The sequence below is a fragment of the Silicimonas algicola genome, assembly GCF_003970735.1.
In the GTDB taxonomy this organism is placed as follows: domain Bacteria; phylum Pseudomonadota; class Alphaproteobacteria; order Rhodobacterales; family Rhodobacteraceae; genus Silicimonas; species Silicimonas algicola.
Window position 1 is genome coordinate 3,709,542 of record NZ_CP034588.1, and the last position, 12,300, is coordinate 3,721,841.

The following is a 12,300-nucleotide window of genomic DNA, read 5'->3' on the forward strand; positions in this document are numbered from 1 at the left end:
GTCTCTCCGCAACAGACCGAAATCAGTTCTGCGCGTAATATTCGATGACCAGGTTCGGCTCCATCAGGACCGGGTAGGGCACGTCCGAGAGACCGGGCGTGCGCACGAAGGTGGCCTTCATCTTGGAGTGGTCGACCTCGAGATAGTCGGGCACGTCGCGCTCGGGCAGCCCTGCGGCTTCCAGCACCAGCGCCATCTGCTTGGACTTGTCGCGGACCTCGACGACATCGCCCTCACCGACGCGGTAGGACGCGATGTTGACGCGCTGGCCGTTCACCGTCACGTGGCCGTGGTTCACGAACTGGCGCGCGGCGAAGATGGTCGGCACGAACTTCGAGCGGTACACGACGGCGTCGAGACGGCGCTCGAGGAGGCCGATCAGAAGCTCGCCCGTGTCACCGCGCTGACGCTCGGCCTCGACGAAGATCTTCTTGAACTGCTTCTCGGTCAGGTCGCCGTAATAGCCCTTGAGCTTCTGCTTGGCGCGAAGCTGGAGGCCGAAGTCGGACACCTTGCCCTTGCGGCGCTGGCCGTGCTGGCCGGGGCCGTATTCGCGGCGGTTGACCGGGGACTTCGGGCGGCCCCAGATGTTCTCGCCCATCCGGCGGTCGAGTTTGTACTTGGCAGAGGTGCGTTTGGTCACCGTCTGATCTCCTTCTGCTCTTGCGAAGGGCGTTGTCCTTTCCCCGGATTTGGCCGGGGCGACAGGTCATCCCCTTGCGGGGGCCACCAACACCAATGAAGCGGCGCTTGTACAGGGATTCCCGGGCCTGTCAAGCAAGGGAGCGGGCGCCTAGTTGGACGCTCCGCGCATCATGCGCTCGTGAACGGCATGCATTCCACGTTCGGCCATGTCCGAGACTTCGCCCGCATGGGTGTGAAGTGCTGCGACTACCTCTGGATCGGCCGAGGTCTGGGTGACGACGATGCCCTCATCCGTCACCGCGATATCGCTCTCGATGGCGTCACCCCGCGCGAAGAAGATGTCTAGCGTGGGGCTCTGGATGAAGATGCCGGGGTCGCGGCCCTCTTCAACCCGCCCGATCATGCCCGAGACGTGGCTCACCAGCGCCTCCATCACCTGCGGGTCGGAGGACCGCGTGACGGTGCGGATGCCGTCGTCGAGGAGCGACACCTCGCGCTCGAAGGTCTGGAAGCCGTTGAACATGACCGCGAGCTCGTCGCTTTCTTCCTGCGTCGCGTCGGTGCCGCGCAGGCCGGGCATGCCGGCCATGTCGTGCATCATTCCCATGCCGCCACCGCCACCGTGGCCGTGCATCATCTGGGAAAAGGCGGCCGAGCCCGCGACGGCGGCAACGACGGTGATCGCGATGGCGGCGAACGCAAGGCGGAAGGCGGTCATGGCAGGCGCTCCTTGAAACGTGAGCCCAGTATATATGCAATTCGTCGAATGCGTGGAATGACCTGCGTCAACCCGTCCCGGCTCAGTCCCACCAGACCCACAGCCGCGCCGCGCCGACGATCGTTTCGCCCGAGGTGTGGCGGGTGTCGCCGTTGACCTCGGACGCGCCGAGAAGCGCCACGCGGCGCAGAACCTCGCGCGCGTCCTCGATCCGGGCAATGGGGCGTTCGACCTGGAAGCCGATGTGATCGGTCGACGCCGTGATGATGCGCGCCCCGTGAGTGTCCCACAGCCAGCGGCAGCAGGCGACGAGGACGGCACGCGGGGCGCAGACGGCATAGGTGCCGTGCTGAAGCCAGGCCATGCTCTCCCACGGCTCGGCTGTGTCGACGAGACCCGCGACCATCTCGTCGCCCCGGCGCGGTGTGACATAGTCGATCGGATCGGGGAACATCATGGGCGCATCGCCGCATTCGACGGCGCGGATGATCTCGCGGATCTCGGCCAGTTCCTCGACGCTGCCCTCGCCGGACGCTTCCAGGTCGCGGGCGTGATCCTTCAGCGCGTCGATCCGGCGACGGCTGGGTAAGGGGACGACGGGGTCGGGCCGCGCGAACAGCCGCGTGGACAGGCGGCGGGCCAGACCCTCGCGACGAACGACCGGGCGCGGCGGGGGCGGCAGGGTGCGCTCGGCGAACCAGGCGTCGATATCGAGAGCGCGCGCGGCCGACAGGATCGCGGCGGGCTCCTCGAAAATATCGACCGTTTCGGCCCATTCGGCCGAGAAGACGTCGACGTCGCCAAGAAGGATCGGCTGCGACGCCGGGCGCTCGGCGCGGAGGCGGCTCAGCGCGGTCTCGATCTGCGCGACCGGCAATCTCTCCAGCGGAAAGGGAATCTCCAGCATCGACTCGGGCCCACGTTCGCAAAGCCCGAGGTAGGCAGAGGATTGCGGCGGAATCGTGTCCTCCCTCCCCCGTTGGGTCAGGCCGCGACGGGCAGAAGGGCCGCTTCGGCCTGCGTCAGCGCCCTGCGGCACATCGGCCCGTAGGACTGCGGCGCATAGGTCAGGTCGGGCATCACGTCGAACAGGCGCTGGCGCTGGACATCGTCGATGGCGTCAAGCCGCGCCGCTGCGGGATGGAAGCTTTCGGTCTCGATCCCGTTGGCGACGAGAATGTGGTGCTTCTCGAGCATGAGGTGGACATAGGTGACGGACCGCGCGCCCATGTCACGCGCGATGCCGGCCCCGTCGACGAGATCGCGGGCGGCGACCAGCACCTCGTCCGTGCCCCAGAGGGCGCGGGCGGGCTGGCCCTGGATCAGCATGCGGTGATCGGGCGACACGATCAGGTCGCCCGAGGGGCGGCCTCGTCCGAGGGCGCCCTCGCGTATCCGGACCGGGCGCAGGTCGGGCATGGCGTAGAGACGCGCGCCCGAGACGTTGCGGCTGCCAACCCAGAGCACCGGCTGCGCGCCGCCGTCCTTGGTCACCACCTTGTCGCCGGCGACCAGGTCCTCGACCCGGCGCGGCCCTTCGGGCGTCTCGAGGAAGGTGCCGGGCGTGAAGCAGACAACGCCCTCGCCGCCGTCCGAAAGGCGATTGGGAAGTGCCGGCTCCATGACCCCGGACGAGACGTAGAGCGGGGTTCCAGACGGCGGCATGGCGCCTGCGAACATCAGAAGCGGCCGCGCCACCTCCGGCATCTCGATCAGTGTGGCGGTCCACGAGCGGTGACCGTCGGTCACCGAGAACGAGCGGTCGAATTCGACCATGTCGTCGACGAAGGGCGTGCGCACACCTTCCTGAACGAGAGCGCGGGCCACGATGCGCCGTGCGCTGGCCGCGGCACGCTTGCGGTGAAGTTCCCTCGCTTCGGGGCAACTGACGCCCACGAGACCGCCCGCGGCGGAGTCGATCCGCACGGGTTCGCCTTTCCAGCTCCACATCGCGCCAGCGTCGAGGGATGTCACGGGTGCCCCCGCCAGTCCGTCGATCTCGGTCTGCGACCAAGATATGACGAACGTGCCCATCCGGCCCGTCATCGCGTTCATGCTACCTGCCTCGGTATATGTTCATTTTTTTCAGGGACTTTGCGCCCTTTGTTAAATGGTTAACGAGGTCAAGGATCAACGCAATCGATTTGAGCGGCGTTCAATGCGGGCAGGTCAGAAGGTGAGACCGAGATGCAACATACCAACGGCCTGGCCCTCGGGCTGGGCCTCGAATTCGCGGTCGAGCCACGCGACACCGCCGAAAACCGAGAACCGTTCCCCTTGCCAGCCCAGGCCCGCGCGGACGCGGCGGCGAAGCGGCGTCAACTCATAACCCAGGCTTTCCGGCAGGTAGAGGCTGTCTGTGACCTTCGCCACGTCGGCACCGATCTGCACACTGAACCCACGCCCGCCGTCGACGGTCGGCAGCCGGTGGCCGGTCGAGCCCATACGCGCCATAGGCCCCGCGCCGGGAGACGGCGACCACGCAAGGTCGATACCCGCCCGCAGCATGTCCTCGGGTCCCAGGATCGCTTCGGCAAAAGGGCGAGCCGACAGCTGATGCCACGCGAAGCTGCGGCCCATCTCGGCTGAGAATTGCGGGCGCAGGGCGTCCTCGATCTCGAAGCCGTCGTAGTCGGGGATGGGATAGCCGAAGATCTCGTGGATCTTCTTCTGAAGTTCGAGAATGCCCGTATCCGGGCCGACCGCCACGATATCGCCGCCAAAGCGCAGGTCGGCCGCACCGAGATCGCGGTAGGCGTGGAGGCCGAAGGACAGTACGCCCGCATGCCGCCGGTCGTCCGGATCGACGGGCGTTTTCAGCTCGGGCGACAGGATGTCCGAGCGGAAGCGGTATTCGAGGATCGGCCCGCCCCCCTGCCGCGTGAAGACGCCGGCCTGGACCGAGTTGCTTTGCCAGCGGTCGTAGACCCCCTGGCTGTCGTTCGAGACCGCAAGCGACGTGCCGATGACCTCGGCGGGGGCCGGGGTCGCGCAAGAAAGGACGAGCGCGGCAAAGGCCGCTCTCAGCCGCACTTCGAGTGTCCGCAGGACGGGCAGGTCATGCAGCCCTCGATCATCTGCATCCCGTACTGGCCGCAATTCGGACAGGCCGGTCCACGCCCGGCGGTCAGGTTCACCACCTGAGCCTTCGGATCGGACTTGAGCCCCAGCCCCTCGCCCGCGATGAAGCCGATCGAGATCATGTGCCGCTCGATCACGCCCCCGATGGCGGCGAGGATCGAGGGGACGTACTTGCCGTTCATCCAGGCGCCGCCGCGCGGATCGAAGACGGCTTTCAGCTCCTCGACGACGAAGGACACGTCGCCGCCGCGCCGGAACACTGCCGAGATCATCCGCGTCAGGGCGACCGTCCAGGCGAAATGCTCCATGTTCTTCGAGTTGATGAAGACCTCGAAGGGCTGGCGCCGCCCGGCGTGGACGATGTCGTTGATGGTGATGTAGATCGCGTGCTCGCTGTCGGGCCACTTGAGCTTGTAGGTGTTTCCTTCCAGCGCCGCGGGCCGGTTCAGAGGCTCGGTGATGTAGATGACGTCTCCGTGGGGAACGGGAGGTTCGGCCAGCGAGGCCGACACGACCTCGGGCGTCTTGGGCTGCTCCTCCTCGACGCTCAGAACGCTGCCGGTCACTGCGTTCGGGCGGTAGGTCGTGCAGCCCTTGCAGCCGGTGTCCCAGGCCAGCATGTAGACGTCCTTGAACGCCTCGAACGAGATGTCCTCGGGGCAGTTGATCGTCTTCGAGATCGAGGAATCCACCCACTTCTGCGCCGCTGCCTGCATCCGGACGTGATCCGAGGGCGACAGGGTCTGGGCGTTGACGAAATGCTCGGGCAAGGGCGCCTCGCCCTTCAGGTCGCGCCACATCTGGACGGCATAGTCGACGACCTCCTCCTCGGTCCGCGACCCGTCGCGCTGGAGCACCTTGCGGGTGTAGACGAAGGCGAAGACGGGCTCGATTCCCGACGAGACGTTGCCCGCCAGAAGGCTGATCGTGCCCGTGGGGGCGATGGAGGTCAGAAGCGCGTTGCGGATGCCCTTTTCGCGTATCGCGGCGCGCACGTCCTCGTCCATCGTCTTCAGCGACCCGCTGTCGAGATAGGCCTCGGCATCGAACAGCGGGAACGCGCCCTTCTCGGCGGCAAGGTCGGTCGAGGCGAGGTAGGATGCCCGCGCGATGGCATGGAGCCAGCGCTCGGTCAGCGCCGCCGCCTCGTCCGAGCCATAGCGCGCACCGACCATGAGCAGCGCGTCGGCGAGTCCGGTGACGCCAAGGCCGATGCGGCGCTTGTTCCGCGCCTCCTCGGCCTGTTGCGGCAGCGGGAAGCGCGAGGCGTCGACGACGTTGTCCATCATCCGGACGGCGGTCGCCACGAGGTCGGCGAGTTCGTCCTCGTCCAGCGCGGCGCCCTCGCCGAAGGGGTCGCGCACCAACCGTGCGAGGTTGATCGAGCCGAGAAGGCAGGCGCCATAGGGCGGCAGGGGCTGCTCGCCGCAGGGGTTCGTCGCCGCGATGGTCTCGGCATAGGCCAGGTTGTTCATCGCGTTGATGCGGTCGATGAAGATCACGCCCGGCTCGGCGTAATCGTAGGTGGCGCGCATGATGCGGTTCCAGAGGTCGCGCGCCTGTGTCGTGCGGTAGACCTTGCCGTCGAACACGAGGTCCCAGGGGCCGTCGGCCTTCACCGCGTCCATGAAGGCGTCCGTCACCAGCACGCTGACGTTGAAGTTGCGCAGGCGCGAGGCGTCGGACTTGGCCGCGATGAAGGCCTCGATGTCGGGGTGGTCGCAGCGCATCGTCGCCATCATCGCGCCCCGCCGCGCGCCGGCCGACATGATCGTGCGGCACATCGCGTCCCAGACGTCCATGAACGATAGCGGCCCAGAGGCGTCGGCGGCGACACCCTTCACGTCGGCGCCCTTGGGGCGGATTGTCGAGAAGTCGTAGCCGATCCCCCCGCCCTGCTGCATCGTCAGGGCGGCTTCCTTGAGGCCTTGGAAGATGCCCTCGAGGCTGTCGGGGATCGTGCCCATGACGAAGCAGTTGAACAGCGTCACCGTGCGGCCCGTCCCTGCCCCCGCGACGATGCGGCCGGCGGGAAGGAAGCGGAAATCCTCGAGCGCTTCGTAGAAGCGGTCTTCCCATGCGGCGGGCTCGGCCTCGTTCGCGGCCAGCGACCGGGCGATGCGGCGCCAGGTGTCCTCGATCGTGCCGTCGAGAGCTGAGCCCGCGGCATCCTTGAGACGGTACTTCATGTCCCATATCTGTTCGGCGATAGGCGCGGCGAAACGGGTCATGGCGAGTCCTTCAGGCTAGGGAGACCAATCTAGCTTTTGCGCCTTCCCTGCACAACCGGTTGCAGGTGGCCCAGTGTAAGCTACGATATCCAGTGCGACTTGTGGACGACTCTGTGGATAAACACCTCAATCTCATCAAGCTCTGTGTCGGCGCCGAAACGGTCTCCGACCTGACCGACTGGCAGAAGACCGCACGGGCCAAGGGTCCGGACGGGCTGCCACGTCATGTCACGCGGATGTGGCCGAAGCGCGAGGAGGAGATCCTGCGCGGCGGCTCGCTCTATTGGGTGTTCAAGGGCGTGGTCCTGGCGCGGCAGGCGATCCTGCGTCTGGACGAGGTCGACCGGGGCGACGGCATCCGCCGCTGCGGGCTGGTGCTGAACCCCGAGGTGGTCCGCACCGAGGCGATGCCGAAGCGTCCGTTCCAGGGCTGGCGCTACCTGGAAACCGAGGCCGCCCCACGCGATCTGCCGCGCGGACGGGCCAACGACGACCTGCCGCCGATGCTGATGGCGGCGCTGTCCGAGATCGGGATCAGGTAGGGGGCGCTGCCCCCTCGGCGCTGCGCGCCTCACCCCCGGAGTATTTTCGCCAAGAAGAAGCTTCAGACCCTCAACCGCTTCGATAGGACTACCCACGCCTCGCGGGCGGCGGGGGTCCATGTCTCGGCGCGGGTCTTGAAGAGAGCCGCCTGCGAGCGAGCGGACCATGCAGCGAAAGCAATCAGTACTTCTTGTACTTTTCGGCCCAGCCGTCCTCCATTACCAGATCCGCTCCGGGGTCATCCGAAAAGTCTAAAAGCGAGCTCACACCCCCGCCATGTTCTATGCTTAAATCGAATGCATAGACTTGGTCTTCGTCGCCATTATGCTTAGTTATGAAATTAAGAAGCGCATGCATCGTTGTTATGCAGCAATGATCGAGAAGCTTGGCTACCGCTTCTCGGCTTTCTTCAGGAATGTCCTCTATCATCGATCCGAGAAGTTCGTTCTTCCTTAGGGAGAACGTGGGGTCGAACAGGAGACGAGCGTACTGTCGCATGACGCGATTGAGGACGTTCTCAACCATGTCCTGTCCAATCTTTTCATTGGTTAGGTCTGTCATCGGTCAGAAATCCTGCTCCGGGATTTTCATTCCCATTCCTAGGTACTCAGGTCACCGAAAACTGAGAGCCCGCTAGCGAACCTCCACCGAAATCCGAAATCAGACCCCCAACCGCTTCGACAGCGCGGCCCAGGCGTCGCGGGCGGTGGGGGTCCAGGTCTCGGCGCGGGTCTTGAAGAGAGCCGCCTGCGAGCGCAGGACGAGACCGTCCTCGAGCACGCGGAGGTGGTTGGCGCGCAGCGTCTCGCCGGTCGAGGTGATGTCGGCGATGGCCTCGGCCGTCAGGTTCTTGACGGTGCCCTCGGTCGCGCCCTGGCTGTCGACGAGCTGGTAGTCTCCCACGCCCTGTTCGCGAAGGAAGTCGCGGATCACGCGGTGATACTTGGTCGCGATCCGCAGGCGGTGGCCGTGGGCGGCGCGGAACAGGGTCGCCACCTGGTCGAGGTCGTCCAGCGTGGCGACGTCCACCCAGCAGTCCGGGACCGCGATCACCAGATCCGCGCCGCCGAAGCCGAGGCTGGCGACCTGACGCACCTTGTCCTCCCACCGCGCGATCTTCTCGCGCACCATGTCGATGCCGGTGACGCCCAGGTGGATGCGCCCCGCCTCAAGCTCGCGCGGCACCTCGCCGGCCGAGACCATGACCAGTTCGACGCCGTCGACGCCCTCGACGGCTCCGGCGTATTCGCGGGCGTGGCCCGACAGCGCCAGGTCGACGCCTCGCGCGCCGAACCAGGCGAAGGTCTTTTCCATCAGGCGGCCCTTCGAGGGCACTCCCAGACGCAGGGTCATGCGGCCATCCCCAGGTCGATGAGAAGGCCCGGGCGGATCACGCCGCCGACGGCCGGTACGCCATCGCCCCCGCCGATGGCGCGGGTCAGCGCGTCGTAGCGGCCTCCGGAAGCGACGGGCGGCAGGCCGGGGCGGCCCTCGGCGTAGAAGCCGAAGACGAAGCCGTCGTAGTATTCCAGCGTCGTGCGTCCGTAGGCGGCTTCGAAATCCAGCCGACGGAGGTCGACGCCGCGGCCCTCCAGCGCGTCGAAGCGGTCGGTCAGCCGGTCGACGGCCGCGCCGATGGACGGCAGGTCGATGGCGAGGTCGCGAAGCTGCGAGACCGCGTCGTGGGCCTTGCCGCGCACGGCGAGAAGGGCGTCGACCAGGGCGATCTCGTCGCGCGGCAGGGGCGGCACCTCGCGGTCGTCGCGAAGATGGTGGAGGCGGGCGAGGATCTCCTCGGCGGTGCGTAGCCCGACCTCGACCTTGCCGGCGAGCGGGTCGGAGGATTGCAGGATCGCGCGGTCTTCGCCCGGTTTCGCGTAGCGGCCGAGAAGCGACCGGAAGCGGCGGGGGCGCCAGAGATGGTGAAGAAGGGCCGCCTTTCGCGCGGCGCTGGTCGGCAGCCCTTCGACGGCGGCGCGGAGAAGGCCGATGTCGCCCATCGCGGCCTTGAGGCCGAGCGGCAGCAGGATCTCGGCGAAGGTGGCGAAGACCTCGGCGTCGGTCTGGGCCGGACCCTGCCCGTCGAACAGCTCGAACCCGACCTGGAAGTATTCGGACGCACGGTCCGGGTCGTCCTCCTGCCGGCGGAACACCTCGCCCGCGTAGGTATAGCGGCCCTGCCCCCGGCCCTCGCGCATGTGGCGCTGGACGAGGGGGATGGTGAAGTCGGGGCGCAGCATCATCTCGCCGCGCAAGGGATCGTGGGTGACGAAGGCGCGGGCGCGGATGTCCTCGCCGTAAAGGTCCAGAAGCGCGCCGGCGGGTTGCAGGACGTCGGTCTCGAACACCTCGGCGCCGCGTGCCTCGAAGGTGCCGCGCAGGCGGTCGGCCTCGGCCTTGATGGCGGCCTTGCGGCTCACCTCGACAGGATCTCGTGGACGCGGGCGACCATGTCCTCGCGCTTGCACTCGAATTGCGCCGGCTGGTCCTTCCATTCCTCGTGCGTCGCGGTCTCGGCGATCTTCGCGCCGAGGATCAGGTCCTTGACCTGCACGACGCCTTTCGCGTGCTCGTCCCCGCCCTGGATGATCGCGACGGGCGAGCCGCGCTTGTCGGCGTACTTGAGCTGGTTGCCGAAGTTCTTGGGATTGCCGAGGTAGACCTCGGCGCGGATACCCGCCTGTCGCAGTTCGGAGGCCATCGCCTGGTAGTCGGCCATGCGGTCGCGGTCCATGACGGTGACGACGACGGGGCCGGTGGTATCGGACTGGCTGCGGCCCTTGGCGCGGAGGGCGGCGAGAAGGCGGTCGACGCCGATGGAGATGCCGGTGGCGGGGACTTCCTGGCCGGTGAAGCGCTTGACGAGGTCATCATAGCGCCCACCGCCCGCGACCGAGCCGAACTGGCGCGGGTTGCCCTTCTCGTCGGTGATCTCGAAGGTCAGCTCGGCCTCGAACACGGGGCCGGTGTAGTAGCCGAGGCCGCGCACGACGGAGGGGTCGATGACGATGCGGTCGGGGCCGTACTTGTTGGCTCTTGTAAGGTTTGCCAAAGCAACAAGCTCTTCTACTCCCTCCGTGCCAACTTCAGACTCCGCAACGAGTCTCCTCAGGTGCTGAATAGTAAAAACGTACGGATAGTATTCTGGTCCAATCTCGGAAGCTTCGAATATTTCACCCTGCTTGTTTTCAAATGCGCGAATACGACCGTCTTGGACTCCACGTGTCTTCTCACTGAGCGCGATCTGCCTCGTGATTTCATTCTGAACCAAGGTGGGAGCGGTTGCGAAACTTAAGAGAACCTCAATCTGGGCTTTGGAGAGACCCGCGCCCTTAGTGTAGTCGCCGCTTTCGTCCTTCCGCCCTTCTCCGAGCAACGCCCGCACGCCCTCCGGCCCCAGACGGTCCAGCTTGTCGATGGCGCGCAGAACGATACCGCGTGCAGCATGGTGCGCCTCGGTGTCGGGCAGCCCCGCCACCTCCAGCACCCCGTTTAGCACCTTCCGGTTGTTCACCCGGATGACGTAGTCCCCGCGCTCGATGCCCACCGCCTCCAGCGCATCGGCCAGCATCATGCAGATCTCGGCATCCGCCGCGACCGACGCCGTCCCCACCGTATCCGCGTCGCACTGGTAGAACTGCCGGAAGCGTCCCGGCCCCGGCTTCTCGTTCCGCCAGACGGGTCCCATCGCGAACCGCCTATACGGCGTCGGCAACTCGTTCCGGTGCTGGGCGTAGACGCGCGCCAAGGGCGCCGTCAGGTCATAGCGCAGCGCCAGCCAGTCGCCGGGCTTTTCGCCCTCGGCGTCCTCCTGCCAGGCGAAGACGCCCTCGTTGGGGCGGTCGACGTCGGGGAGGAACTTGCCCAGGGCCTCGACCGTCTCGACGGCGGAGCTTTCCAGCGCCTCGAACCCATAGAGGTGGTAGACCCGCGCGATGGCATCGAGCATCGCCTTGCGTTCGGCGACGTCCGGACCGAAATAGTCGCGGAACCCCTTCGGCGTTTCCGCCTTGGGGCGCGGGGCTTTCTTCTCCTTGGCCATGCACCTTCCTCGGGTCGGGTCGCGCGGGGGTTTAGCCCGTGTCCCGCGAGGGGGCAAGGAGGACCGGATGACCGAGAGGATCGAAGAAAGGCTGGCCCATCTCGAGCGGCTGGCCGAGGACCTGAGCGACGTCGTGGCGACCCAGGGACGCGAGATCGAGCGGCTGACCGAGCGCGTGCGCCGCCTGATGGACCGCGAGGCGATGCGCGAGTCCGAAGGCACGGGCGGCGTGATCCTGAGAGACGAGCGGCCACCGCACTACTGAGCCGCCAGCCGTCACGGAATCGTTGCACGCCGCGCCTAGGGTCGCGGCACGGGTTCCCCGACCCGCTTTGGCTGGCCACACCTACGTCCCGACCGCACCTGCGGTGATCGCGAGGCCGGCTTCGACATGCGCTGCCCGAGGCGCGTCTGGTCCCCCGGCGCGAGACCGCGACCGGGCGACATTTTCGCACAGTCGCTTTGCAGATATCGCTCTACCGTGCGCGGACCCTACGGCGTAGGTTCTGGTCAAAGGAGACATCCTATGACCTATCAAGCCTCGCCCGGCCTCAGCGTCGGGCACGTCCACCTCAAGGTGACCGACCTGGAACGCTCCGTGGCCTTTTATCGCGAGGTGATCGGGCTCGACCTCGTGCAGCGCTACGGGCGGCAGGCGGCCTTCCTGTCGGCGGGCGGCTATCACCACCATCTTGGCCTGAACACCTGGGAAAGCCTCGGCGCCCCGCCCGCTCCGCGCCGTGCGCCCGGTCTGTATCACGTCGCTTTCCTGTTCCCCGACCGCCCGTCGCTTGGCCGTGCTGTCGGCAACGTCGTGGCGAAGGGTGTGCCCATCACTGGCGCGGCGGACCACGGCGTCAGCCTGGCGGTCTACCTGGACGATCCCGACGGCAACGGTATCGAGCTGTATTGGGACCGCCCTCGCGAGGACTGGCCGCGCGACGCGGCGGGTGAACTCGAGATGTTCAACGCGCCCTTCGACGTGCCCGCCCTGATCGCGGAAGGCGAGGCCGCCACCGTCTGAGGCTCTGGACCCGCGC

At 66.9% G+C, this 12,300-nt stretch carries 13 protein-coding genes; 3 read left to right on the forward strand and 10 right to left on the reverse strand.

Going from position 1 to position 12,300, the window contains the following annotated elements:
• Positions 1–22: 22 nt before the first annotated feature.
• The 6 genes from rpsD to EF888_RS18310 all read right to left on the reverse strand — a co-directional run bounded on the left by rpsD (position 23) and on the right by EF888_RS18310 (position 6,675).
• Positions 23–643, reverse strand: a complete 621-nt coding sequence (rpsD, locus tag EF888_RS18285) for a 30S ribosomal protein S4 (protein WP_109759442.1) — start codon at positions 641–643, stop codon at positions 23–25.
• Between the two features lie 150 nt (positions 644–793).
• Entirely contained in the window at positions 794–1,363 is a 570-nt protein-coding gene (locus tag EF888_RS18290) for a hypothetical protein (RefSeq protein WP_241239732.1), read from the reverse strand.
• Between the two features lie 82 nt (positions 1,364–1,445).
• Complete coding sequence (locus tag EF888_RS18295; RefSeq protein WP_109759441.1) at positions 1,446–2,270, reverse strand: DUF4253 domain-containing protein; 825 nt, start codon at positions 2,268–2,270, stop codon at positions 1,446–1,448.
• 77 nt (positions 2,271–2,347) lie between these two features.
• Positions 2,348–3,418 (reverse strand): Hint domain-containing protein, encoded by a 1,071-nt coding sequence (locus EF888_RS18300; protein ID WP_241239733.1) that lies wholly within the window; start codon positions 3,416–3,418, stop codon positions 2,348–2,350.
• Between the two features lie 114 nt (positions 3,419–3,532).
• Complete coding sequence (locus tag EF888_RS18305; protein ID WP_164721753.1) at positions 3,533–4,396, reverse strand: lipid A-modifier LpxR family protein; 864 nt, start codon at positions 4,394–4,396, stop codon at positions 3,533–3,535.
• Positions 4,387–6,675, reverse strand: a complete 2,289-nt coding sequence (locus EF888_RS18310; RefSeq protein WP_109759439.1) for an adenosylcobalamin-dependent ribonucleoside-diphosphate reductase — start codon at positions 6,673–6,675, stop codon at positions 4,387–4,389. The genes EF888_RS18305 and EF888_RS18310 overlap by 10 nt, the downstream gene beginning before the upstream one ends.
• Before the next feature lie 113 nt (positions 6,676–6,788).
• On the opposite strand from EF888_RS18310, the gene EF888_RS18315 reads away from it, so the two are divergent.
• On the forward strand, positions 6,789–7,217 hold the full coding sequence (locus tag EF888_RS18315) for a DUF1489 family protein (RefSeq protein ID WP_109759438.1): 429 nt from the start codon (positions 6,789–6,791) through the stop codon (positions 7,215–7,217).
• Between the two features lie 181 nt (positions 7,218–7,398).
• On the opposite strand, the gene EF888_RS18320 is transcribed toward EF888_RS18315, so the two are convergent.
• The 4 genes from EF888_RS18320 to hisS all read right to left on the reverse strand — a co-directional run bounded on the left by EF888_RS18320 (position 7,399) and on the right by hisS (position 11,260).
• The gene (locus EF888_RS18320; RefSeq protein ID WP_109759437.1) at positions 7,399–7,779 is read right to left on the reverse strand and encodes a hypothetical protein; all 381 of its coding nucleotides are present in this window, start codon (positions 7,777–7,779) and stop codon (positions 7,399–7,401) included.
• Positions 7,780–7,878: 99 nt separating this feature from the next.
• Complete coding sequence (gene hisG / locus EF888_RS18325; protein ID WP_109759436.1) at positions 7,879–8,571, reverse strand: ATP phosphoribosyltransferase; 693 nt, start codon at positions 8,569–8,571, stop codon at positions 7,879–7,881.
• Complete coding sequence (locus EF888_RS18330; protein ID WP_109759435.1) at positions 8,568–9,638, reverse strand: ATP phosphoribosyltransferase regulatory subunit; 1,071 nt, start codon at positions 9,636–9,638, stop codon at positions 8,568–8,570. The genes hisG and EF888_RS18330 overlap by 4 nt, the downstream gene beginning before the upstream one ends.
• A complete protein-coding gene (gene hisS, locus EF888_RS18335; protein ID WP_109759434.1) occupies positions 9,635–11,260 on the reverse strand; it encodes a histidine--tRNA ligase in 1,626 nt (541 codons plus the stop codon). Before hisS ends, EF888_RS18330 begins: the two co-directional genes overlap by 4 nt.
• Before the next feature lie 67 nt (positions 11,261–11,327).
• On the opposite strand from hisS, the gene EF888_RS18340 reads away from it, so the two are divergent.
• Together EF888_RS18340 and EF888_RS18345 are read left to right on the forward strand one after the other, a co-directional pair.
• Positions 11,328–11,525, forward strand: a complete 198-nt coding sequence (locus EF888_RS18340; RefSeq protein ID WP_109759433.1) for a SlyX family protein — start codon at positions 11,328–11,330, stop codon at positions 11,523–11,525.
• 261 nt (positions 11,526–11,786) lie between these two features.
• A complete protein-coding gene (locus EF888_RS18345) occupies positions 11,787–12,284 on the forward strand; it encodes a VOC family protein (protein WP_109759432.1) in 498 nt (165 codons plus the stop codon).
• Positions 12,285–12,300 lie beyond the last annotated feature (16 nt).